We start from the raw sequence: 23,481 nt of genomic DNA, 5'->3' as shown, positions 1-23,481 counted from the left end.
TTCTGACAAAAATTGCATCTTTCTGTGAACATTTTTTGTCCTTAACGGATTAATAAAAAAATGCCGGGATAAAATCCCGACATTTTTTACAGATTGTTAACCTATTATGATATTGATTAATTTTATTCTTCTGCGGACTCTTCTTCTTCAATCGGAGCTGCTTCAGAAGCCTCTGTATGTTCCGGCTCAAGAGCTTTCATACTCAGGCTGATCTTTTTCTCAGCTTCATTAAGATCTACAATCTTTGCTGTGATCTCCTGTCCGATAGAAAGTACGTCTGACGGTTTGTCAACATGTGCTCTGGAAATCTGAGACACATGAAGAAGCGCATCTACGCCAGGAGCAAGTTCTACGAAAGCGCCGAAATCTGTCATACGGGCAACCTTTCCTGTAATTACGGTTCCAACTGCAAAATCTTCTGCCGCATTTACCCATGGATTTGTCTCCGGGAATTTCAGGCTGAGAGCAATCTTTGTATCATGAATATCCTTAACAAGCACTTTCAGTGTCTCTCCAACATGGAACATTTTTTTCGGATTATCAACTCTGCCCCAGGACATTTCAGAAATATGAAGCAGACCGTCTACGCCGCCAAGATCGATAAACGCACCAAAATCGGTCACATTTTTTACTGTTCCCTCAACAGTATCTCCGACTTTCAGTTTTGCAAAAAGTTCTTTCTGTTTCTCTGCGCGTTCTGCAACAAGAAGCTGTCTTCTGTCACCGATCACGCGGTTTCTGCGGGGATTGAATTCGCTGATTACAAATTCAATTTCCTTGCCTTCGTATTTTCCAAGATCTTTTTCATAAGAATCAGAAACAAGACTTGCAGGAATAAATACTCTTACTTCATCTACCATGGCACAGATACCGCCGCCCAGAATCTGAGTAACAGTAGCCTTTAATACTTCCTTGTTTTCGTAAGCTTCACGAAGTCTTTCATTGCCTTTCTCAACAGCAAGTCTCTTGTATGTAAGAAGAACCTGTCCCTCTCCGTCATTTACTTTCAGCACTTTGACTGTCATAGTATCACCTACTGAAACAACTGTTGTCAGATCAAGTGACTGATCGTTGGAATACTCATTTTTTGTGATAATACCGTCTGCCTTATATCCGATATTCAGGATAATCTCGTCCGGCTTCACATCAATTACGGTACCCTCGACTACCTCTCCGTTGCGGATTGTTTTGAATGACTCGTCTAACATCTGTTCAAAAGATAATTCTGACATTATTTTGAACCTCCTCAATTATATTGTTGGGCGTGGATGCCCCTGCTGTAATACCTACTGTTTCCACTGACCCTAATTGATTCAAATCCAAATCGTCAAGTGTCTGTATATAGTACGTATTGTTACATGCCCCGCGGCATATTTCAAATAACTTCTGGGTATTGGAACTATGTTTGTCACCAATCACTATCATAGCATCCACCGATTCTGCAATGCTTTCTGCCTCTGTCTGCCGCTCTTTTGTAGCATTACAGATTGTATTTAAAACAATTACATCATAACTCTTTTCAGAAATAATTTCAACTAAATCTTTAAATTTATTGTAATTAAATGTCGTCTGGGAAACGATACAGATTTTTTGATTTCCTTTCGGGAAAAAACTTTCTGCCTCCTCTGCATTCTGAATTACAGCTGCATTTTCTCCTGCCCGGCTGAAAATTCCCTGAACCTCGGGATGTCCGGGATCACCGATAATTACAATCCGGTCTCCCTGCGCGCTGTGCTCCTGAACAATATTATGTATTTTTTTTACAAAAGGACAGGTTGCGTCGATAATCTTCAGATTCTTTTTCTGCATGATATCAAAAATATCCTTTGTGACTCCATGTGAACGAATAATTACAGTACCGTTTTCGAGAGCCTCAAGTTCTTCCCGGGAATTCAGTACGATTACGCCTTTTTCCTCCAGATCCCGCACCACTTCTCCGTTATGGATAATCGGACCGTAAGTGTATATCTTTCCCCCGCTGTTCTGCCGCACCTGTTCATAAACGGTATCAACCGCGCGCTTTACGCCAAAACAGAATCCGGCAGTTTTTGCTTTAATTACCTGCATGTTCTTCTCCTGTTATCCCTGCAGAAACCGCTACCTGCAGTAACTGCATATTTTCTCCACGACTTCGGGAATCGTCATATTGGAGCTGTCAACCAGCACAGCGTCCTCTGCCTGTTTCAGCGGAGCGATTTTTCTGGTCATATCCCGGTTATCACGCTCTTCAATATCCCGGGAAATAGATTCCAGATCACAGTTCTCTCCTTTGGCTTTCAGTTCATCGTACCTGCGCTTTGCCCGGGTTGCCACGCTGGCGGTAAGGTAAATCTTCACGTCTGCGCCGGGAAGAATATTGGTACCGATATCCCGGCCGTCCATGATTACATCTTTTTCTTTTGCAAGAGAGCGCTGAAGCTCCAGAAGCTTTTCACGCACTTCCGGGATAGCAGATGTTTTTGATGCCATATTTCCGACTTCTTCTGTACGGAGCATTGATGTTACATTTTCGCCGTTTAAATAAATCTGCTGAACTCCGTTTTCGTATTCAATAGTAACTTCTGCATCCCTGCATGCATTTGCTACGGCTTCTTTATCATCGGGACAGATACCTTCTTTCAGAAAATGAATTGCAAGCCCCCTGTACATTGCTCCTGTGTCAACGTAAATATATCCCTTTTCCTTCGCTACCAGTTTTGCGATGGTACTTTTCCCGGCCCCGGCCGGGCCGTCAATAGCCACGTTATACCCCATTGTTTTCCTCCTCAATTTTTCTCATTGTATAAAGTATAACCTGTTCTTTATTTTCAGACAAGATTTTTAAATAGATTTCATTTCTATGTTACCCGGCGACAGTCACAATTGCGTCTGACCTGCATGAGCTCCGGCAAGAAAACCGGTAGACCAGGCAATCTGCAGATTAAAGCCACCGGTTACTGCATCCAGATCCAGTACTTCCCCTGCAAAAAAAAGGCCTTTTATCAGTTTTGATTCCATAGTTCCCGGATCTATTTCTTTTACGGATATGCCGCCTCTGGTAATAATTGCTTCACTATAGCTTCGAAGACCGGTGAGCGTCATGGTAAAATCTTTGATCAGATCTGTAAATTTTTTCCGTTCCTCCTTTGTGATTTCATTGACTCTTTTTTCTTCCGGAATTCCGGAAAGATCTACCATAACAGGCAGCAGTTTTGCCGGGAAAAGACCGGCTACAGCATTTTTGAACTGCCGGTTATGATTTGATTCGAATTCCCGCAGCACACGTTTATCGAGCTGTTCTTTTGTGAGTGCCGGCTTCAGGTCAATATGCAGGGTGAGCTCCTTCTCTTTCAGACGACTGCCTGTAATGCTGCTGGCACTTAATATAACTGGTCCGCTTACTCCGTAATGAGTAAAAAGCATTTCTCCAAAATCCTGATACAGTTTTTTTGAACCGTCTGTTATCGTAATGCCGATATTGCGAAGAGAGAGACCCATAAGTTCTTTCGCATACCACTCTTTTACCTCCATCGGCACAAGAGCCGGTGAAAGCGGCGTTATTTTATGGCCGCAGGATTCTGCCATCCGATATCCGTCTCCGGTAGAACCGGTTGAAGGATATGAAAGTCCTCCTGCAGCTACAATTACGGCATCTGCATCCGTCCTTTTTCCGGACGCCAGTAAAAGCCCCCGGACGCTTCCGTTCACGGCCAGCAGTTCTTTTACTTCTGTATTCAATACTATATGAACGCCGAGGCGGTTCAGTTCCCGTTCCAGGCCACGGATTACATCGGAAGAATGATCCGAAACAGGAAACACTCTTCCGCCCCTTTCTACTTTTGTTTTTACGCCAAGTTCCTCAAAAAAGGCAATCGTCTGCTCGTTGGTAAAGCTGTAGAAGCTGCTGTACAAAAATTTGGGGTTGCTGACAACTGCGGCGAATAACTCTTCCATGTCTGCTGTATTTGTCAGGTTGCATCGTCCCTTTCCGGTAATAAACAGCTTCTTTCCCAGCTTTTCATTTTTTTCATACAGATATACTTCATTCTCATTTCGTGCTGCAAAGACCGCGGCCATCATTCCGGCAGCTCCTCCGCCCACAACAGCTACTTTACTCATCTGCATTTCCTTCCATTTCCCGGGATCCGTCGTCTCCGGCAACAGATAGAGACTGATTTAATGGATTCAGTTCATCTCCGCTGTATACCTGATATTCGTCCCATATTTTCTCCAGTGTTTCCAGTGTCGTAACTACTTCCGTCTGTTTTTTCATGCACAGAGCTACGATAAGAGCATTTATTACACTCAGAGGGGCGACCAGAGAATCTACAATAGAAGCCATGTCCGATCGGGCAATCAGGTTGCAGGAAGAATATAAATTCATAGGGGAATGTACACTGTCAGTCAGTGTGATTACTTTTGCTTTCCGGTTGCTGGCAAATTCCAGTGCTTTCAGAGTCCGCATGGAGTACCTGGGAAAGCTGATTCCTATAATTACATCATTACTTCCGATCCGGATAAGCTGTTCAAAAATTTCGCTGGAACTGTTGGTTGTAACTGCCGTTACATTTTCGCAGACAAGATTGAGATAAAAGCTCAGAAATGAAGCCAGCGGCGCGCAGCTTCGAATCCCAATCACATAAATTTTCTCTGCTCCCAGTATTGTGTCAATAGCCAGATCAAATGCTTTATGATCTATGCCGTTCAAGGTAAGTTTTATTTTTTCTATATCGGACTGAAGAACAGTCTGCAGGATCTCACTCTGGGTAATTCTTCCATAGGTAACTTCCATTCTCTGAATGGAGTTCAGTTTGGTGCGGACAAGTTCCTCCAGAGCTTTCTGAAATCCCGGATATCCTTTATACCCCAGCTGAGTGGCAAAACGGACTACCGTAGATTCACTTACGCCTACAATTTCTCCGAGTTTTGCCGCAGTAAGGAACACTGCCTTGTCGTAATTCTTGCAGACATAATCTGCCAGACGCTTCTGTCCTTTACTCATTTTTGGATATTTTTCTTCAATCCTTATAATCAGTTCATTTGTTGTATTTTCTGCTGTTTCCATAGTTACTTTCCTGCCGTTTTCTATATTGGTCTGGTCGCATACCGCAGCCAGGCTTTTTCTTCCTCATTCAGATAAGGAGAAATCTTTTTATATACATTTTTATGGTAAGTATTGAGGAGATGTTTTTCATCTTCTGACATAGATTCCGGAACCAGAGCATCCAGATCAATGGGAACAAATGTCAGAATTTCAAAACGCATAAACTGTCCGTATTCGTTTTTTACATCTTTGCGCACAAGCAGTTCATTCTCCAGACGAATGCCGTGGGAACCTTCTATATAAATACCAGGTTCATCGGTTATTACCATATTTTCTTCAAATATCCGAGAAGGCTGTGCCCCTTCCCGCCAGCGGAAATTGATGGGCGGTTCATGGATATTCAGAAGATAGCCTACACCATGTCCGGTTCCATGATTGAAATTGAGCCTCTCCTTCCAGAAAACCTCTCTGGCCAGAGCATCCAGCGTTACTCCGCTGGAGCCATAAAGAAAGACCGCGTTTGCAAGACGGAGCATTCCGCGGGCAACAATTGTAAAATGCTTTTTCTGCTCTTCCGGAACATTACCAAGCGCTACTGTCCTTGTAATATCGGTAGATCCCTCCAGATAATGGCCTCCTGTATCGCTCAGGTACAGAGTGCCTTCCTGTAATTCCATATCAGAATCTTCCGTGGCACTATAGTGGACAATAGCTCCATGACTGCCTGCCGCACTGATCGGCGCAAAACTCGGCCCCAGAAAGCTTTCCTGTTCAGCCCGGAACTCTTCCAGCTTTCTGGCAGCAGAAATTTCGGTAATGGGAACTTTCCCGATACTCTTTTTCAGCCAATAGAGAAATCTGGTGTGAGCAATCCCGTCTTTAAGATGAGCCGTGCGGATGTTATCCGCTTCCGTTCCATTTTTAATTGATTTCATTAAAATTGAAGGATTTTCCGCTTTTATGATTTCTGCAGTATCCGGAATACTGTAATATAAATGGTAGTTTGTACGTTCCGGATCAAGAAGAACTCTGCGTCCGGACAGATTTTGTGCTGCGGCATATACAGACTCATAAGAGCTGACTGTAATATTATTCCCTTGCAGCATATTCAGAATACCGACCGGGAATTTCTCCTTGTCGGCAAAAATCCTCCCTCCGTCTTTTTCAATTATGGCAAATGCGAGGACGACCGGACAGTATGCCACATCATTTCCGCGGATATTAAAAAGCCAGGAAATATCGTCCAGACTGGACAGCAGATGGACATCTGCTCCATAAGAGGTCATCTTCTTTCGTATCCGCTCAAGTTTTGAAGGCACACTTTCCCCCGCATATTTTTCATCCAGAGACCAGACTTTTTCTCCGGGAAGAGCGGGACGCTCTTTCCAGAACCGGTCTGCGAGATCAAAATCCGCCAGAACATGTCCGCCTTTTCGTTCTGCAATTTCCTTATATTTGTCTCCGACAGCCAGTTCTGTAACCTTTCCGTCAAACCCGATCACCCCTCCGGCGGGAAGTTCTTTTTCCAGAAACTCTTCAATCGTGTCAGTATCCGGTTCTCCCATACGGTACAGGTGTATGCCGTTGCCTTTCAGCTGTTCTTCTGCCTGAATATAATATCTTCCGTCTGTCCAGAGACCGGCCTTATCCCGCGTAAACACTGCCGTCCCGGCAGAACCGGTAAATCCGGTAAGATACTGCCGTATTTTAAAATAATCTCCTACATATTCACTGCCGTGGCAGTCTGCCGACGGAACAATATAAACATCAATGCCTTCACATGCCATCTCTCTGCGCAGGCATTCTATCCTGCGGATAATATCCATAAAAAATCCTCCCGTATGCAAAATCATATCCATAATACCACCAAATAAGAAATGTTGCAAAAACAATCTTTATAAAAAGGCCCGGAATAAAAGCTGTTTCTCACATGCATTTTATTCCGGGCCCGAATCCGGACCGGCTTATGGAATCTAACACAATATAATTTCTGAATTCCTGTATATTATGCAGAGTTTGGTAAATTTTTGTGTTATACAGAATTACGGAAGAAGAAACCCAGATAGTCGGGTGTTTCCGGAACATCGGAACTGTTCTGCCCGGAGGATTCATCACCGGGCTCATCCCATGATAACTGAAGCGTAAATACAACTTTCCCCAGAAGCTCCGGTATTGTGTTCCCCTCGAACAGGTTATCGTAATATGCTGTCTGATCTCCGGAACCGTCATTTTCTCCGGTTACAAACATAAGCATTTCATCGTATTCGTCTGTACTGAAATCAAATATCATCATATAGCTGTCCCGCATATAAGATGTCATGCCTTCCAGTCCGATACTGTCCAGAAAATCCGCCATTTCCTCCGCGTCCGGATCTCCGTAAAAATCAGAGCCGATAACAGGATCATCATATCCGGCAAGCTTTGTAAATGTATTTCCGTCATATGTCATGACAAAAGAATCCATTAGAGATGAAGGCGCAGAGCCTCCTACAATCAGATTGTATGAACTGCCGCATATATATGTTTTCCCGCTGCTTTTCTTAAGAAAAATTCCTGCTTCCTCGCTGTCCCCGGCTCCCAGGACAGGATAGATGCCCAGGGTTTCGTCTTTCAGAACAACTTCTCCGCTTTCCAACTCGTACATGCGAAGGTAAACTTTGTGGCATGTATAATCAGCCGGATATTCGATATAATCCAGACCGGTTCCCTCATTTTTCAGCATCAGAACAAGCAGTTCTTCTGAACCATCGCCGTCAAAATCATGGATCCGGGAAGTAAGGACCCCTTCCAGTAATTCTGCATTTTCCAGATACGGGGCTACAATTCCATAGGTATATTCACAGGTATACTCTCCTTCTTTACATTCTCCTTCCTCGGGTATCAGCACATCTTTCGTATATTCATAGAGTCTGTAGCGTTCTGTAATCTCGGAAGATTCTGTTTCTTCGGAACCTTTTCTCAGAATTTCTTCCGCCTTTTTATAATCATTCTGAGCCGCATAAATATCCGCAAGTCTCAGATAAGGTTCTGCTTGTTTCGGATCAATCTCCACTGCCTTCAGATATGCATCTTCTGCTTTTTCATAATCCATTTCTTCCAGATATCGCTGTCCGGATGCTATATATTCGGCAAAATTGGTTTTTTCATCTTTTTTCCGGAAAATCAGAATACCGCCGATTACACAGGCTATAATAAGAAGAATAACGGCCGCAAGAATAAATGGCCATTTTCTGTTTTTTTTCTTTGCCGGCGCCTGCGGCGGCACGGAATAAGAACCGCTGTTTTCCTGTCCCGGCACATTATCTTCCTGCCTTACCGGGGCGCCGCATCTCTGACAGAATTTTGAATTATCTGCCAGCTTCGCACCACAATTTTCACAAAACATTTTTCCTCCTGTCTTAAAGAGCATCAGTGCCTGCCACAACCGGCTGCTCTTTATAAAATCAGATTTTTATACGGGATATGCCCCGTTTTCTGTGTCAGCGACAGACGTATCTACTTTTGTCTGCTGTGCCTCCCGGTATTTGAAGAATTCAACAGCTACCTGCGGGAAAAGTGCATAGGTGAGCACATCTTCATCCTGCTGAATCCAGCGCTCGCATTCTTTCCGAAGGGTGTCCAGCTCGTTCGGAATAAGATCCGCCGGACGGCATGTTATAATCTCGGCATTTTCGCCAAGAATTTTCTTCTGGACCTCTTTGTTGAACGGCTTAACTGTAGCGCCGTATTTTCCGGACAGAATGTCTTTCGTTTCTTTCGTTGCCATCTTATAACGCTCGCCCATCAGCACATTAAATACTGCCTGAGTTCCCACAATCTGGGAAGACGGCGTAACAAGAGGCGGCTCGCCCAGATCTTTTCTTACCCGCGGCACTTCCTCAAGCACTTCATAGAATTTATCTTCCGCGCCCTGCTCTTTCAGCTGAGATGTCAGATTAGAGAGCATGCCTCCCGGAACCTGGTACAGAAGTGTTTTAATATTAACGCCCATATTCTTCGGGTTAAGAAGACCGCTTTCCAGAGCGTCATCCCGGATCGGACGGAAATAATCTGCGATCTCGGCAAGAAGATTCTGATCCAGTCCGGTGTCATAAGGAGTGCCTTTAAATGTTTCCACCATAACTTCCGTTGCCGGCTGGGATGTGCCCAGGGCAAATGGGGATATGGCTGTGTCAATTATATCAGCGCCTGCCTCAACTGCTTTTAAATACGTCATAGAACCCACGCCGGATGTGTAATGAGTGTGCATTTCGATAGGGATATCAACTGCTTCTTTCAAAGCTGACACAAGCTCTGTTGCCTGATAGGGGCACAGCAGTCCCGCCATATCTTTTACACAGATAGAGTCTGCTCCCATGTCTTCAATCCGTTTTGCAAGATCTACCCAGTATTCCAGTGTATAGGCATCACCCAGCGTATAGGACATAGCCACCTGAGCGTGCGCCTGTTCTTTGTTGGCCGCTGTAACAGCGGTCTGAAGGTTGCGGATATCATTCAGGCAGTCGAAGATACGGATAATATCAATTCCGTTCGCTGCGGATTTCTGTACGAAGTATTCGACCACATCATCCGCATATGGGCGGTAACCGAGAATATTCTGTCCCCGGAACAGCATCTGAAGTTTTGTGTGCTTAAATCCGTCTCTGAACTTTCTCAGTCTGTCCCAGGGATCTTCCTTCAGAAAACGCAGAGAAGCATCGAATGTAGCGCCGCCCCAGCACTCCACTGCGTGGTATCCGACCTGATCCATCTTATCTACAATGGGCAGCATCTGCTCTGTTGTCATTCTGGTGGCAATCAGGGACTGATGTGCGTCACGCAGAATGGTTTCTGTTATTTTTACCGGTTTTTTTGCTGTATCTGCCATTATTTTGTCCTCCATATCTTACTTAACACCAAAGATTGCCATAAATGTTCCTGCTACGACTGCCGTTCCGATTACGCCGGCCACATTCGGGCCCATAGCATGCATGAGAAGGAAATTGGTGGGATCGGCCTCCGCCCCTACTTTCTGGGAAACCCGGGCAGCCATAGGCACTGCCGATACTCCGGCAGAGCCGATCAGAGGATTTACCTTTCCTTTTGATACCCAGCAGAGAAGTTTTCCGAAAAGCACACCTGCAGCGGTTCCAAAAGCAAATGCGATCAGTCCCAGCGCTACGATTTTTAGCGTATCCAGATTCAGGAACGCCTCTGCGCTGGTAGTTGCTCCTACGGAAGTACCAAGCAGGATAACGACGATGTACATCAGCGCATTACTTGCTGTTTCCGTCAGCTGTCTTACCACGCCGCATTCTTTGAACAGATTTCCCAGCATCAGCATACCTACCAGAGGAGCTGTAGTCGGAAGAATAATGCAGACAACTACCGTAATAATAATCGGGAAGAGGATGCGTTCCAGTTTGGATACCGGCCGCAGTTGTTCCATCTTAATTGCTCTTTCTTCTTTTGTGGTAAGCAGTTTCATAATAGGGGGCTGAATAATCGGCACAAGGGACATATACGAATATGCCGCTACCGCAATCGGTCCCAGAATCGCTGTCTGCTGCAGTTTGCCTGCAAGAAAGATAGATGTCGGTCCGTCCGCTCCGCCGATAATTGAAATGGCAGCTGCAGCCTTATCCGAAAATCCCATCGCCATAGCGCCCAGATATGCGGCAAAAATACCAAACTGAGCCGCAGCTCCCAGAAGGAAGCTCTTCGGATTTGCGATGAGAGGACCGAAATCTGTCATCGCTCCTACTCCGAGGAAGATCAGAGAAGGAAGAATTGACCATTCGTCCAGTTTGTAAAAATAATAGAGAAGACCGCCTGTTCCGTTGGATGCCTCTTCAGGACTGATCATAATGTCCGGGTAAATATTGACGAGAAGCATACCAAAGGCAATCGGAACAAGCAGCAGCGGCTCAAAGCCGTGCCGGATAGCCAGATAGAGGAACAGACAGGCCACGCCGATCATAACCAGATTGCCCCATGTAAGATTCATGAAGGCGGTCTGATCGATCAGGTTCCCCAATGTACTAGTAATATATTCCATTTGTCAAACCTCCTGGTCCTTAGCTAGTTTAAAGTAGCAAGTACAGCTCCTGCCTCAATGGCGTCTCCCACTGCCACATCTATGCTGGCAACGGTTCCTGCTTCCGGGGCAACAACCGGAATCTCCATTTTCATAGCTTCAATGATTACAACAGGGTCGCCGGGCTGTACGCTCTGTCCTACGGCAGCTTCGATTTTAAAGACTTTCCCTGCGGCTCCGGCTTTGACGGCAATTCTTCCGGCGCCGGACTGAATGCCCGAAGGAGCTGCCGGAGCCGCCTGTAACGGGGCCTGCGGCGCTGCCGGAGCAGGCGCGGGCGCAGGTGAGGCAGACTGTGCCGGAGTAAAACCTGCCGGCTTCTCTTCCACTGTTACATCATATACATTGCCATTTACTGTAATTGTATAATTTTTCATTTTCATATCCTCCTGGTTATTTCCATTTATTTGTTTTTCTGCGCTTAATCGAACGAACTATAAAATCATCTGTGGATGTGCCTTCTGCTGCTGCAATCGCCGCCGCGATTACGGCCGCAAGTTCCTGATCGTCCGTATTATCGGCCGGAGCTGCAGTACCAGCGGCTGCAAAATCCGGCTGTGCAGCAGTCTGAAGAACAGGTTCTTCTGGTTTCTTTTTCCGGAATTTCTTTTCAAGAACGGGGATAAAATTAAACAGCCAGATTATGAAACACAGGAAAATCAGTACGATAAACACCGTTCCCATACCAAGGATCGTGTTCAGTCCTGCCTTCTGCAGAATTTCGCCTGTGGTATAATGTCCACTGACCGTAACGCTTTCCAGATACATATTTTCGCTATATTCAAACACGATTGTTCCGTCCCGGTCTTCAAAATGAGCGTCTGCAGTAAGCGTTGCGCCATCCTGATCTGTTGTCATTTCAAACTCTCCGCACTGAACAAATGCACCGCACTCATTCAGTCCTGCCTGCCATGCGTCCAGCATGGATATAAAATTTTCTCCCTCAATAGGAACCCCATTCTGAATCAGATACATATCCAGCAGTGTATCTGTAGAATTTTTATAGCTTTCAATCTGTTCTTCTGTCTGAGAATTGAAAAAACTGACAAAGTACTGGGAATAATACTGGAGGGTCTCCTCATCATATTCTGATGTTTCGGACTTTCCGCATCCTGTAAACGCGAGAATCAGAATGAGGATAAGCCCGGCCAGACTAAATTTCTTCTTCACTTCGCCTCACCTCACTAAACTGTTCCGTGTTTTTTATCCGGACGCCGTTCTCTTTTTGTAAAAAGCATTTCGAATGCGCCGATTACATATTTTCTTGTGTCAGACGGCTGAATAATAGCATCTACATAACCTCTTCCGGCCGCGGAAAACGGACTGGACTGCAGTTCTCTGTATTCTTTTTCCTTTTCCCGGATAACGGACATATCCGCATCGGCATACATAATTCTGGCTGCCATGCCCGCATCCATCATTCCGATCTCCGACGAAGGCCATGCATACACCAGGTCAGCTCCGATTGATTTGCTGTTCATGGTAAGATATGCGCTGCCATAGGCTTTTCCGGTAATCAGATTTACTTTCGGAACGGTAGCTTCCGCAAATGCGTACGTAAGCTCCGCCGCAGCTTTTGCCATATTTTTTTCTGATTCCACATCAGCAGCATAGCCTTCAGCTCTTGTAACCGAAAGAACCGGTATGGAGAATGCATCGCAGAATTTTACAAAATCAGCTGCTTTCCTGCATCCGTTTACAGTAAGTACGGGCTCATAGGATTCTTCTGCCGCGCCGCCCGGGCCGTATAATCTGGATCGGTTTGCGACTGCGCCGACCGTTGTACCGTTGAGACGGATAAATCCTACCGCCATTTCTTTTGCATAATTGCTTTTGAGTTCAAAAAAGATCTGTCCGTCCGCGATTCGGGAAAGTACATAGGCGCCGTCTTCAGCTCCGTTTTCAATATCCCCGCAGATCCGGTTCAGATCATCTGTACACGGTTCTGCCAGAACACCGTCTTCATAATTAGAAGGTATCATGCATACCAGAGAGCGGATCTGTTCCAGTATCTCGTTTTCTGTACCAATGCCGTCAATCAGTCCGGATACGCTGCTCTGATAAGCCGCGTTGGCAGTATCCAGGTCTGATACGGAATTACCGTCTAACGTATTTGGGGAATTGATAAACATTCTTCCAGTATTTTTCTCCATAAACGTAAAATCGGCCAGTCCGGGCACCACTGCCAGTCCGCCGCCGCACATGCCGAAAATAGCAGTAATCTGGGGAACAACACCGGACGCATTGGTCTGCTTCCGATATAGATTTCCGAAAGCGTCAAGAGCATCTGTGGACTCCTGCAGGCGGAATCCTGCACAGTCAATCAGTCCGATTACCGGAGCGCCCATTTTTATTGCCATATCGTAGATATTTCCAATTTTTTTTGCGTGCATTTCACCCATGGAACCATTCAGTACGTCAGGATCCTGACTGTACACATATACAAGATTTCCATCGATCAGCCCGTATCCGGTAATAACACCGTCCGACGGAGTTTTCTTTTCCTGCAGGTTGAAATCGGTGCTTCTAGCTGTGACTTCTCCGCCGATCTCGGCAAAACTGCCCTCGTCCAGCAGGGCCGCAATCCGTCTTCCTGCCGGGGTTTCTGTTGCGTTGTAGCTCATATTCCAGCCCTCCATATTCATAGATTTGTCTGAACAGAAATAAAGAATATTTCCATCAGAAATAAAAAAACTTAATATCAGTATAAACCAGCAATTGACAGATTGCAATTTGAAATGTCAGATAAAAATATTGACACACTGCATATTGCGCATAAAAAATCTGCTTATGGTTTGTTTTACAAAAAAAGCCGGAACTATAATGTATTGTTTCTTTAATTGAAACCTTATATTAGTTTCATTTTTTCTCATACAATATAGTTCCGACATATATCCTGTTTTCACTGTAATCAACACATGATAAATGTGACAGGGGTGATTCTGTGAATCCGTTTTTATTTACGGTTGCGGTACTGCACCGGAGTAATGTTGTACATCTTCTTGAAAATCCGGTTGAAATGTTCTACATTCTGATATCCTACGGATTCCGCAATGCTTTCCACTGTAGCGCTGCTGCTCTTGAGCATTGCGCGAGCTTTTTTCATCCTTACTTTTTTCAGGATATCTCCGAAAGTCATACCGGACTTTTCCTTGATATATTTGGAAAGATACGGTTTGGAAAGGAAAAACTTCTCTGCCAGATCATCCAGTGTCACGTCTTTATAATTTGCATAAATATAATTTGTGATTTCCAGAAGCCGCTCATCCTTATTTACCTGTGATTCTGCAATCTCTTTAATTTTGTTTACGGCAACTACCAGCGCCTGTATGGAGGCCTTAATAATATCGGCATCGATTCCTACGCCCCAGTAGCGCTTTTTATTGCAGATTACGCCCACATAGGCAACAGCTCTTGAAGAAGAGCCCTTTGTAAGAGAGTGCTCTTCATAAACAGCCAGTTCGTAGCTTACATCAAAATAATGTTTAATGGCATTGCTCACTGCATCAAGACGTCCGTTTCCAACACCGGTGATTTTCCGGTCACTTCCATTGTGATGGAGCACCGCTTCTGCAACGATCCCGTCTTCCTGCTTAAAGTGACATTCATCTACGGTAAATACCGGCTTTGCATTGATGTAGTTATCTTCAAAAATATGATATACCCAGTCCGGCGAAAGTTCTTTGTGCGCTTTGTCGGAAACATCTTTTACAAGATATCCCACCTCTTCTTTCATCTTTTCCGGCAGACTGATACCGAAGCTCTGCTTCAGAATATAGTTGACTCCGCCTTTTCCGGACTGGCTGTTAATTCGGATTACATCAGAATCATATCTTCTGCCCACATCCTGGGGATCAATAGGAAGATAAGGAACAGTCCATTTCTCACAGTTATGCTCTTCTCTCCAAGCCATTCCTTTTGCAATCGCATCCTGATGGGAACCGGAAAATGCAGTAAATACCAGTTCTCCTGCATACGGCTGACGGGGAGAAACTTTCATTCTTGTTACACGTTCGTACACTTCGCAGATATCGCTCATATTTGAGAAATCCAGTCCCGGATCTACGCCTTGGGAGAACATGTTCATGGCAAGTGTAATAATGTCCACGTTTCCGGTCCGCTCACCGTTTCCGAACAGGGTTCCTTCAATCCTGTCGGCACCGGCAAGGATGCCAAGCTCCGCGTCACTGATACCGGATCCTCTGTCATTGTGAGGATGAAGGGACAGGATTACATTCTCACGGTGAAGCAGGTGTTTGTTGAAATACTCTACCTGGCTTGCAAATACATGAGGCATTGCGTTTTCCACCGTAGTTGGAAGGTTAATAATTGCTTTATTATCAGTAGTTGGTTTCCAGATATCCAGAACGGCATTGCACACCTCAAGCGCATAATCTACTTCAGTTCCCTGAAAACTTTCCGGGCTGTATTCGAATGTAAAATTGCCGGATGTTTCTTCCGCAAGTTTCTTCAGAAGCGCCGCGCCGTCTGTGGCAATTTTCTTAATCTGTTCTTTATCCTTTTTGAATACCTGTTCTCTCTGCGCAACAGAAGTCGAGTTATATACATGTATAATTGCGTGGGGAGCGCCCTTTACAGCTTCAAACGTCCTCTTGATAATATGTTCTCTTGCCTGTGTAAGTACCTGAATAGTTACATCATCCGGAATCATATTCTGCTCAATCAATGCCCTTAAAAACTGATATTCTGTCTCGGATGCGGCGGGAAATCCTACTTCAATTACTTTAAAGCCAACGTCTACAAGAAGCTGAAAAAACTCAAGTTTTTCATCCAGACTCATTGGTTCGATGAGAGCCTGATTCCCATCTCTTAAGTCAACGCTGCACCAGATCGGCGGTTTATCTATAGAATCTTTTTTCACCCAATCATAGCAGGGTTCCGGCGGCATAAAATAAGTCTTTTCATACTTCTTCCAATTTTCCATAATCGTATGTCTCCTTATATTTTATCAATTTTATTGTTTTATTTTATCTTCACATATCCTACCACAGGTTCCGGGCATATGCCAGTGACGAAATTAATCATTTCGGTTGATGTATTTTAACCCACTGTGGGATCCGACTACTTTTTACTGCGTGGCGTTGTAATCAGGAACGGGAACTTGCATGTCTCAGATGAGCTCTATATTCTAAAAAAGAAACGGTCTTTGATCCATTCGGCACATACGGAAAAAGTTCTCTCTTTCACATCCCGATCCGCAGTTGCCCGGCATTCCAGAAGAAGGGTGCCGTCCAGACTGTAACGGACAGTTCCCAGCTCTTCCCCCTTTTCTATGGGCGCTTCCACAGATTCCGGAATCTCCCACTCTTCTGTAATTTCTTCCCCTTCTTTTTGAAGTACAGAAGGAGGCTGACCGTCCGGCAGCAGAGTGACAGTCTCAGTAAGATCGCCCGGGAATCCGTCTGCAGCCGCATTTTCCACAGAAATCTGTCTGGTTTTCCGCCCTGCGTCATCAGTTTTATAAAAATAATTTTCCAGGCCATAAGTCATCAGTTTTCTTGTGTCCGTCCATTTATAACTTTTGGCGTTCGGCCAGCCGCAGGCAAGCAGGGCCACAATAAATGTACGATCATCCTGTCTTAAGGCTCCGACATAACAATATCCGGCGTCTGCCGTAAAACCTGTTTTGCCCGAAAGCGCACCTTCCATCATATTCAGAAATGCATTGTGGTTTGTGCACTGAAAAGAACGGCTTTTGCTGCCGTCCGTAAAAGAATAATCGGCAGTTCGTGTAATTTCAAGGAATTCGCTGCTTTTTTCCGAATCCATAATACAGTACTTCATAATCCGCGCCAGATCTTCCGCAGTAGTATGATGAATCCCTTTTTCATCCCGGGCATCCAGCCCGTTCGGCGTAATAAAATATGTATGAAAACATCCAAGCTCTGCTGCCTTTTTATTCATCAGACCGGCAAACCCTTCTACAGATCCTCCGATATGTTCGGCAATGGCCACTGCTGAATCGTTATGGGATTCAAGCATCAGAGAATACAGAAGATCTTTTAGAACATAGCTTTCTCCTTCTTTCATTCCCAGTTTTACTTCCGGCTGTCCGGCTGCATTTTTACTGACAGCAACCGTATCTGACAGATTCCCGTTTTCCAGAGTAAGGATACAGGTCATGATCTTTGTGGTACTTGCCATAGGTCTTTCTTTTTGTCCGCTTTTCGCAAATAAAATACGCCCTGAGTCCGCGTCCATCAGGACTGCCGACTGGGCGTACAAATCTGAAGGTTTTATTTCACTCTCTTCTGCTTCAGTATAAATTGCCGGATTTACAAATGCCGCGAGAAGAAGCGCGGCAAAAAATGCACAGAAAACAGTTTTCCATTTTTTCGTCATCTGCGGATCTCTCCTGACGCCGGTTCCTTTACTAATGAATCTATGATTCTATCCGCCCGGATAGAACAAAGAAAGAGGAACCTTCCCGTTATCACTCAGATATCAAGCGTAAGCTGGGCCTCTTCTTCCGCCTCTTCCTTAAAGTGCTCGATCTGGTCCGGATTCAGGGTGGGCAGCTCTTCCAGAGACTGTATGTTAAAGCGCCGAAGAAATTCTTCTGTGGTACCGAAAAGCAGCGGCCTGCCCGGCGCGTCCAGCCTTCCGGTTTCTTCAACCAGTCCGTACTCAACCAGCTTATTTACAGCATGATCAGACTTGACCCCGCGGATTTTTTCAATTTCCAGCCTGGTTACCGGCTGGCGGTATGCAATAATAGAAAGTGTTTCAAGAAGCACATCAGTTAGGACATACCTTTTCGGCTGTTTTGCAACACGAATCAGATATTCATACATTTCTTTCTTGGTACACATCTGGAAAGAATTTTCCAGTTCAATTATACGTACTCCTCTGTCCTCTTCTTCACAGCGGTCCATCAGAGTGTGCACAATTTTCCGCGTTGTCTCATAGTCATGCCCGATAGCCGCGGCGATTTTTTCCAGTTCCACGGAATCGCCCATTGTAAACAGGATTGCCTCTACCGCCGCCTGGAGTTTCTCAATTTCCATTCCTGTCTTCCATCCTTTCGATCATAATCTCTCCGAATGTTTCTTCCTGTTTCACATGAATCTCTCCCAGCTTCATCATCTCCAGAACTGCCAGAAACGTAACAACAATCTGCATCCGGCTTTTCTGATTTTCCAGCATCTGGCGAAAACTGAAAACACGATGGTTCCGCAGATAATCGTGAATATAATCCAGGCGCTCGGAGAGCGATACTTCTTCTTTTTCGATTTTTCCAAACCTGCTTCTTACCGGATCGATTTTGTCATTCTGACGTTTCATAACTTCCCGAAAGACTGCGCTGAGTCTGGAAAGGCTCAGACCGTCAAGCAGCTTGTCCAGATCTACCGGTTCCACATATTCCATTACTTCTTCCGGCACATCAGGACTCCGGTAAAGCACCATGTCAGAGTCCGTCTGACGTTCTTTCAGTTCTTCCGCCATATATTTGTACATTTTATACTGAAGAAGCTGTTCCACCAGTTCCTGCCGGGGATCTTCTTCCTCGCCGTCCTCTGTTACTTCTTTGGGCAGCAGCATTCTGCATTTGATATCAAGAAGAGTGGCCGCCATGACCAGGAATTCACTCATTACGTTCAGATCTTCTCTCTGCATCTGCCGGATGTAATCCATGTACTGATTGGTAATTTCTACAATCGGTATGTCATATATATCAATTTTATTTTTCTCAATCAGATGAAGCAGAAGGTCAAGCGGGCCTTCAAATGCCTCCAGTTTTACTGGTATTCCCATAGCATCTCCTGTTTTTGCGCTGAAAAAAGCGGGCTGCCGCAGAATTATACATTCATAAGCTGTGAAATCTGCAGCAGAACCTCCGCTGTTTTTTTCGGTGTGATTCATACGTTTAAATATTATACGGGAATTTGGCATGTTTTACAATGCTTTTTTCCTTTTGCAGGGCGAAGCCGGCATCCATCGGGCTGCCGGCAGTTTTTAGTCCGGACATTCTCCTGTGCTGCTTTATCTGCTCCGGTTCCGGGATTTCAGGGTAACAGAAACAAGTTCCGGTGTGTTGAAAAGCCGCAGATGGATAGTGTGAGTGCCCAGTCCCCGGCTTACAATTACTGCCTGCTCTCCCTCGGTCGTCAGTTCCCCGGAGTACTTCGGAAACAGAAAGGCCTGAGGTGAGATCACGCCTCCCAGGAAAGGAATTCTGACAATGCCGCCGTGAAGATGCCCGGATAAAATCAGGTCTGCGCCCCAGGCTTTGTAGACGTCCATATATGCCGGGTTATGAGCCAGCAGTATGCAGTATGGCAACTCCGATTTCTGTTCCGGTTTTCTGACTGTTCTTCCGGTAAGTTGTGCTATTTCTTCCGGAGTAACAGGGGATTTCCGCAGCTTGCGGTAAGTATCAAGGGGCAGTTCCAGCGCGCAGAGTTCCACATAAATCCCCCCTGCTGAAATCACTTTGCTCTCATTTTCAAGAAAATGGACGCCGGACTGTTCAAGCGCGGCTTTGTATTCTGCATAGGAATCGGAATAATATTCCGGTTCTTCTTTCATTCTCTGCTCATGATTGCCGTTGGCATAGTAGACCGGGCAGATTCCGGAAAGTTTTCGGACAAACCGCCGGGCAGGTTCGTAAGACACTCCGTCCTTTCCGACAAGCATATCTCCGCCGATCAGAATCAGATCCGGATGCTCTGCCCGGACCGCCTGATACAGACGTTCATTTTCTTTTCCATATTCCCGGTTATGCAGATCTGAGAGAAAAACAATCCTGAGTCCGCCTCCGTTTTCCGGCAGCTTTCCGGATTCAACGGTATATCTGGTCACTTTAAAGCTGTGAAGTTCCCGCCATATTTCGGCAATAAGCAGAACTGCCAATACAGCCGGCACAATCAGAATTGCTGAAATCACTGGTGTCATAAAGTCTCCTGTTCTGTATTCTGTTCCTTTACAATGGCCACGCCTGCACTGGCCCCGATCCGGCTGGCTCCTGCCTGAGCCATGGCTTTAACATCGGCCAGGGTACGAATACCGCCGGATGCTTTTACGCCGGCTTTGTCTCCTACTGTCTTACGCATCAGCGCCACATCTTCAACAGTTGCTCCGCCGGTGGAAAAACCGGTGGATGTCTTTACGTAATCCGCTCCGGCTTCCAGACAGATCCGGCACGCTTTTTCTTTCTCTTCATCAGTCAGAAGGCATGTTTCCAGAATCACCTTTACCAGAGCCCGGCCCTGAGCCGCTTCCACAACAGATGCAATATCCTGTCTGACATAGTCCCAATCGCCGCTTTTTATCATTCCCACATGGATAACCATATCCAGTTCCTCCGCGCCGTCAGCCACTGCCGCCTTTGCTTCGGCCGCCTTTCCGGCAGTAGACATGGCTCCAAGAGGGAAACCGATTACTGTGCACACTTTCACATCAGAATCTTTTAAAAGAGAAGCACAGTAATATACAAAGGAAGAGTTTACGCATACGGAATGAAACCCGTATTCCACAGCCTCCTCACATAATTTTTTCACCTGTTCTTTCGTTGCTTCCGGTTTCAGTAATGTATGGTCAATCATGCCTGCATAGTTCATTTTATTTTTCCTCCTGTAACTTTTATACGGACTATATTATAATCCATAGGACAAGACTGACACAAGCCTGATTTGGAAATAACTGCCGTTCCATCCGTCTTCTTCCGCGAGTATCAGCCTTCCTCTTCTCTCTGAAGCATCAATGCGTCAAGGGCTCTGAGAAGATAGTCCGGGAAACCGGCTTTTGCTACGCTGTCTTCAGCCACAATATCCACACTTCCGATCTCAGTGCCATCCAGACGGTACACCACTCTTCCCAGCACATCTCCTTTACTGACAGGCGCCTGGGTTTTATTCATTTCGGTTTCCTTTTCTATACTGTTTAAATTGGCGCCTTCCGTGTCCAGGTAAGTAAATGAATTTCCATAACCTGCACGGACCTGATCCTGAACTCCCCCTTCTACCTCTGCATCCGGAAGAGGTTCCGGATTATCGTCTGTATAAATCTGACATTTCCCGAAGCCGTAATTAAGAAGGGTTACAGCGTCCTGAAATCTCTGCCTGGAATTATCGGCTGCCATAATAACGGCAATCAGCTCAACCCCGTTTTTTTCAGCTGTAGCCGAAACGCAGAATTTGGCTTCACCGGTAGAACCGGTTTTCAGGCCTGTAGCATATTCATACTGCCGTACAAGTTTGTTTGTATTCGACAGACCAAACTCAGAGGTCCCCTTACTTGTTGTATGGGTAATGTTTTCCATCCATATCATACAGTAGTCACGGATCTGGGGATATCGTGTGATCAATTCTCTTGACATCAGGGCAATATCCCGGGCACTTGTCACATGTCCTTCTTCATCCAGTCCGTTGCAGTTCTTAAATGTAGTATTGTCCATCCCCAGTTCCCCGGCCCGCTCATTCATTCGCTTTACGAATTCTTCCTCGTTTCCGCATATGTATTCGGCCATTGCCACACAGGCGTCATTGGCGCTTGCAACGGAAATGCACTTGAGGAGCGTATCTACTGTCTGTACCTCTCCCGCTTCCAGAAACACCTGTGATCCGCCCATGGAGGCAGCGTATTCAGAAGTTGTCACTTCATCATCCAGGTTGATCGTGCCATTATTCAGAGCATCAAAAATCAGCAGCATGGTCATGATTTTTGTCACACTGGCAGGAGGACGGGCAGTATCCGCATCTTTTTCATACAGAACAGTTCCTGTGGAAGCTTCCATTAATACAGCTGACGGAGCGCTGATCTCAATCTGTGTGTCCGTTTCCCCGGCGCTGTTCTCCTCTGTATTATTTCCTTCAGAAGCATTATCTTCTGCCACAGTCTCGTCAGAAGTATTTTTATCCTGACCGTTTTCTTCTGAAATTTCCTCCGTTGAACTTTCTTCCTCTTCGGCATGTAAAACCGCAGGGCCGGCTGTTGTGCACAGAGAAATCGTCAGAACAGTACATATAAGGAATGCCAATGTCCTTTTCATTCCAAACTCCTCTCAGTTTCGTCTGTTACCAATATAGTGGAAATTTATTGTAATTATGACTACAAACCAGCATTTCATTTCCTCTTTTTAAGACTTTTCGTCTAATTGACTTTTCCAATTCCGGGGCGTATATTAATCATGGGAGAGTAAATGGTGAAATGTAATAAGGAGGTCACAATGAAGTCGCCTACGTATTATGATATTTTAGGGGTTTCCAGAGATGCGTCTCTTGAAGAAATCACAGCGGCAAAAAATGCACTGGCAAAAGTATATCACCCGGATGCAAATGTACATAAAGATATAGATACCACGGCCTTCATGCAGGATATACTGGAAGCATATCATGTACTTTCAGATGAAAAAAAACGAAAAGAATATAATCGCGAGACATTCGGAGAATCAACCCGTGTGTTTAAAACTTTTACAGTAGGCCCGGAAGGAGATTCAAATGATTCTTCTTTCGTTACATACTGGAACGCAGCAAGCCAGCTGAATGAAACTATTGATAAAAGTGTCCGTCTGATGGAACGGGAGTCAAAGAAAAAAAGCATTCCTCAGCGTATTATCAAAAAAATCGGTAAAAACCAGCACCATGAGGAATCCTTCCGCAACCGTCAGATATCCCGGCTTTCCAAACAGGCAATCCAGTATATAACGGTACTGAAGATGGCCGGAATCCCCATTGAATACTGGCAGCCGGAGGCTATGAACTGGGTGCTGATCCGCTGGGGACAGAAACAGACGCTTGATTATCATGTGCTGTTTGCAAGGTATGACACCTATATCGAACAGACAGCGACAAGCACGGAGAAAATGAAACTGCGTTCCAAAAACCGCAGATATCAGAATAATTTAAAAAAACTGCTCTCCTACGCATTAGAGTCGTAGGAGGCAGTCCTCCAGAAGGGCTTCACAGCCCTCTTTTACATCTTCATAAGTCACATCAAAATTCCCTGTATACCAGGGATCTGCTATATCCTGACCCTTTCGGTCTGTAAAATCCAGAAGCTTTGACACTTTGCCGTCAGGATCATTGTTTCCGATTATTCGGTTAATATTGCGGATATTCCAAGTATCCATGCCGATAATGTAATCAAACTGATCATATTCATCCCGCCGCAGCTGGCGTGCCCGGTGGGGAACACACGGAATACTGACCTGACGGAGTTTCCGCTGCGTACCGCGGTGCGGCGGATTACCGATCTCCTCCCGGCTTGTTGCGGCGGAATCAATATAAAACTGGTCAGAAAGCCCGGCCCGGTCAACCATGTACTGGAAAACAGACTGGGCCATGGTGGAACGGCAGATATTGCCGTGGCAGACGAAAAGCACTCGTATCATATTTTAAAGTCCTCCTGATTTGCGTTAGTT

Annotated in this window: 21 protein-coding genes; 1 reads left to right on the top strand and 20 read right to left on the bottom strand. The window is 45.4% G+C overall.

Going from position 1 to position 23,481, the window contains the following annotated elements:
* Positions 1–122 precede the first annotated feature (122 nt).
* From rpsA to AC0QUU_RS09395, 19 genes are all read right to left on the bottom strand, one after another.
* A complete protein-coding gene (gene rpsA / locus AC0QUU_RS09485; RefSeq protein ID WP_474542363.1) occupies positions 123–1,232 on the bottom strand; it encodes a 30S ribosomal protein S1 in 1,110 nt (369 codons plus the stop codon).
* Complete coding sequence (ispH, locus tag AC0QUU_RS09480) at positions 1,213–2,067, bottom strand: 4-hydroxy-3-methylbut-2-enyl diphosphate reductase (protein ID WP_474542361.1); 855 nt, start codon at positions 2,065–2,067, stop codon at positions 1,213–1,215. Before ispH ends, rpsA begins: the two co-directional genes overlap by 20 nt.
* A gap of 30 nt (positions 2,068–2,097) precedes the next feature.
* A complete protein-coding gene (gene cmk, locus AC0QUU_RS09475; protein ID WP_474542359.1) occupies positions 2,098–2,754 on the bottom strand; it encodes a (d)CMP kinase in 657 nt (218 codons plus the stop codon).
* Positions 2,755–2,856: 102 nt separating this feature from the next.
* Entirely contained in the window at positions 2,857–4,098 is a 1,242-nt protein-coding gene (locus AC0QUU_RS09470; RefSeq protein WP_474542357.1) for a BaiN/RdsA family NAD(P)/FAD-dependent oxidoreductase, read from the bottom strand.
* The gene (locus AC0QUU_RS09465; protein ID WP_474542355.1) at positions 4,091–5,044 is read right to left on the bottom strand and encodes a MurR/RpiR family transcriptional regulator; all 954 of its coding nucleotides are present in this window, start codon (positions 5,042–5,044) and stop codon (positions 4,091–4,093) included. The genes AC0QUU_RS09470 and AC0QUU_RS09465 overlap by 8 nt, the downstream gene beginning before the upstream one ends.
* 20 nt (positions 5,045–5,064) lie before the next feature.
* A complete protein-coding gene (locus AC0QUU_RS09460) occupies positions 5,065–6,849 on the bottom strand; it encodes an aminopeptidase P family protein (RefSeq protein WP_474542353.1) in 1,785 nt (594 codons plus the stop codon).
* A 206-nt stretch (positions 6,850–7,055) separates the two neighbouring features.
* Positions 7,056–8,408, bottom strand: coding sequence for a tetratricopeptide repeat protein (locus tag AC0QUU_RS09455; RefSeq protein ID WP_474542351.1), 1,353 nt, complete (start codon positions 8,406–8,408; stop codon positions 7,056–7,058).
* A gap of 66 nt (positions 8,409–8,474) precedes the next feature.
* Positions 8,475–9,890, bottom strand: a complete 1,416-nt coding sequence (locus AC0QUU_RS09450) for an oxaloacetate decarboxylase subunit alpha (protein WP_474542349.1) — start codon at positions 9,888–9,890, stop codon at positions 8,475–8,477.
* 18 nt (positions 9,891–9,908) lie between these two features.
* Positions 9,909–11,060 carry a sodium ion-translocating decarboxylase subunit beta gene (locus tag AC0QUU_RS09445; RefSeq protein WP_474542347.1) on the bottom strand — a complete coding sequence of 384 codons (1,152 nt, stop codon included), beginning with the start codon at positions 11,058–11,060 and terminating at the stop codon, positions 9,909–9,911.
* 23 nt (positions 11,061–11,083) lie between these two features.
* Positions 11,084–11,476: a biotin/lipoyl-containing protein gene (locus AC0QUU_RS09440; protein WP_474542345.1), complete on the bottom strand. Its 393-nt coding sequence runs from the start codon at positions 11,474–11,476 to the stop codon at positions 11,084–11,086.
* Between the two features lie 16 nt (positions 11,477–11,492).
* The gene (locus AC0QUU_RS09435; RefSeq protein WP_474542344.1) at positions 11,493–12,269 is read right to left on the bottom strand and encodes an OadG family transporter subunit; all 777 of its coding nucleotides are present in this window, start codon (positions 12,267–12,269) and stop codon (positions 11,493–11,495) included.
* Between the two features lie 14 nt (positions 12,270–12,283).
* Positions 12,284–13,723, bottom strand: coding sequence for an acyl-CoA carboxylase subunit beta (locus tag AC0QUU_RS09430; protein WP_474542342.1), 1,440 nt, complete (start codon positions 13,721–13,723; stop codon positions 12,284–12,286).
* A 332-nt stretch (positions 13,724–14,055) separates the two neighbouring features.
* Complete coding sequence (locus AC0QUU_RS09425) at positions 14,056–16,044, bottom strand: 2-isopropylmalate synthase (protein ID WP_474542340.1); 1,989 nt, start codon at positions 16,042–16,044, stop codon at positions 14,056–14,058.
* 197 nt (positions 16,045–16,241) lie between these two features.
* Positions 16,242–17,462: a D-alanyl-D-alanine carboxypeptidase family protein gene (locus tag AC0QUU_RS09420; protein WP_474542339.1), complete on the bottom strand. Its 1,221-nt coding sequence runs from the start codon at positions 17,460–17,462 to the stop codon at positions 16,242–16,244.
* Positions 17,463–17,557: 95 nt separating this feature from the next.
* On the bottom strand, positions 17,558–18,127 hold the full coding sequence (gene scpB, locus AC0QUU_RS09415) for an SMC-Scp complex subunit ScpB (RefSeq protein ID WP_474542338.1): 570 nt from the start codon (positions 18,125–18,127) through the stop codon (positions 17,558–17,560).
* A complete protein-coding gene (locus tag AC0QUU_RS09410; RefSeq protein ID WP_474542337.1) occupies positions 18,117–18,875 on the bottom strand; it encodes a segregation and condensation protein A in 759 nt (252 codons plus the stop codon). Before AC0QUU_RS09410 ends, scpB begins: the two co-directional genes overlap by 11 nt.
* Before the next feature lie 228 nt (positions 18,876–19,103).
* On the bottom strand, positions 19,104–20,015 hold the full coding sequence (locus AC0QUU_RS09405) for a metallophosphoesterase (protein ID WP_474542334.1): 912 nt from the start codon (positions 20,013–20,015) through the stop codon (positions 19,104–19,106).
* Positions 20,012–20,680, bottom strand: a complete 669-nt coding sequence (deoC, locus tag AC0QUU_RS09400) for a deoxyribose-phosphate aldolase (protein ID WP_474542333.1) — start codon at positions 20,678–20,680, stop codon at positions 20,012–20,014. The genes AC0QUU_RS09405 and deoC overlap by 4 nt, the downstream gene beginning before the upstream one ends.
* A 113-nt stretch (positions 20,681–20,793) precedes the next feature.
* Positions 20,794–22,110 (bottom strand): D-alanyl-D-alanine carboxypeptidase family protein, encoded by a 1,317-nt coding sequence (locus tag AC0QUU_RS09395; protein WP_474542331.1) that lies wholly within the window; start codon positions 22,108–22,110, stop codon positions 20,794–20,796.
* 177 nt (positions 22,111–22,287) lie between these two features.
* Here AC0QUU_RS09395 and AC0QUU_RS09390 point away from each other — a divergent pair, with 177 nt between their 5' ends.
* Positions 22,288–22,998, top strand: coding sequence for a DnaJ domain-containing protein (locus AC0QUU_RS09390; protein ID WP_474545553.1), 711 nt, complete (start codon positions 22,288–22,290; stop codon positions 22,996–22,998).
* On the opposite strand, the gene AC0QUU_RS09385 is transcribed toward AC0QUU_RS09390, so the two are convergent.
* The gene (locus AC0QUU_RS09385; protein ID WP_474542330.1) at positions 22,987–23,451 is read right to left on the bottom strand and encodes a low molecular weight protein-tyrosine-phosphatase; all 465 of its coding nucleotides are present in this window, start codon (positions 23,449–23,451) and stop codon (positions 22,987–22,989) included. The genes AC0QUU_RS09390 and AC0QUU_RS09385 overlap by 12 nt on opposite strands.
* Between the last annotated feature and the right edge of the window lie 30 nt (positions 23,452–23,481).

This window comes from Mediterraneibacter sp. HA8405, assembly GCF_056148955.1.
Note: the sequence above shows the minus strand (reverse complement) of the source record. Positions and strands in the feature narration are given on the sequence as shown.

Excerpts from the sequence above, each read along its gene's own strand:
- rpsA (WP_474542363.1), bottom strand. The coding sequence starts at position 1,232 with ATGTCAGAATTATCTTTTGAACAGATGTTAGACGAGTCATTCAAAACA.
- ispH (WP_474542361.1), bottom strand. The coding sequence starts at position 2,067 with ATGCAGGTAATTAAAGCAAAAACTGCCGGATTCTGTTTTGGCGTAAAG.
- cmk (WP_474542359.1), bottom strand. The coding sequence starts at position 2,754 with ATGGGGTATAACGTGGCTATTGACGGCCCGGCCGGGGCCGGGAAAAGT.
- AC0QUU_RS09470 (WP_474542357.1), bottom strand. The coding sequence starts at position 4,098 with ATGAGTAAAGTAGCTGTTGTGGGCGGAGGAGCTGCCGGAATGATGGCC.
- AC0QUU_RS09465 (WP_474542355.1), bottom strand. The coding sequence starts at position 5,044 with ATGGAAACAGCAGAAAATACAACAAATGAACTGATTATAAGGATTGAA.
- AC0QUU_RS09460 (WP_474542353.1), bottom strand. The coding sequence starts at position 6,849 with ATGGATATTATCCGCAGGATAGAATGCCTGCGCAGAGAGATGGCATGT.
- AC0QUU_RS09455 (WP_474542351.1), bottom strand. The coding sequence starts at position 8,408 with ATGTTTTGTGAAAATTGTGGTGCGAAGCTGGCAGATAATTCAAAATTC.
- AC0QUU_RS09450 (WP_474542349.1), bottom strand. The coding sequence starts at position 9,890 with ATGGCAGATACAGCAAAAAAACCGGTAAAAATAACAGAAACCATTCTG.
- AC0QUU_RS09445 (WP_474542347.1), bottom strand. The coding sequence starts at position 11,060 with ATGGAATATATTACTAGTACATTGGGGAACCTGATCGATCAGACCGCC.
- AC0QUU_RS09440 (WP_474542345.1), bottom strand. The coding sequence starts at position 11,476 with ATGAAAAATTATACAATTACAGTAAATGGCAATGTATATGATGTAACA.
- AC0QUU_RS09430 (WP_474542342.1), bottom strand. The coding sequence starts at position 13,723 with ATGAGCTACAACGCAACAGAAACCCCGGCAGGAAGACGGATTGCGGCC.
- AC0QUU_RS09425 (WP_474542340.1), bottom strand. The coding sequence starts at position 16,044 with ATGGAAAATTGGAAGAAGTATGAAAAGACTTATTTTATGCCGCCGGAA.
- AC0QUU_RS09420 (WP_474542339.1), bottom strand. The coding sequence starts at position 17,462 with ATGACGAAAAAATGGAAAACTGTTTTCTGTGCATTTTTTGCCGCGCTT.
- scpB (WP_474542338.1), bottom strand. The coding sequence starts at position 18,127 with ATGGAAATTGAGAAACTCCAGGCGGCGGTAGAGGCAATCCTGTTTACA.
- AC0QUU_RS09410 (WP_474542337.1), bottom strand. The coding sequence starts at position 18,875 with ATGGGAATACCAGTAAAACTGGAGGCATTTGAAGGCCCGCTTGACCTT.
- AC0QUU_RS09405 (WP_474542334.1), bottom strand. The coding sequence starts at position 20,015 with ATGACACCAGTGATTTCAGCAATTCTGATTGTGCCGGCTGTATTGGCA.
- deoC (WP_474542333.1), bottom strand. The coding sequence starts at position 20,680 with ATGAACTATGCAGGCATGATTGACCATACATTACTGAAACCGGAAGCA.
- AC0QUU_RS09395 (WP_474542331.1), bottom strand. The coding sequence starts at position 22,110 with ATGAAAAGGACATTGGCATTCCTTATATGTACTGTTCTGACGATTTCT.
- AC0QUU_RS09390 (WP_474545553.1), top strand. The coding sequence starts at position 22,288 with ATGAAGTCGCCTACGTATTATGATATTTTAGGGGTTTCCAGAGATGCG.
- AC0QUU_RS09385 (WP_474542330.1), bottom strand. The coding sequence starts at position 23,451 with ATGATACGAGTGCTTTTCGTCTGCCACGGCAATATCTGCCGTTCCACC.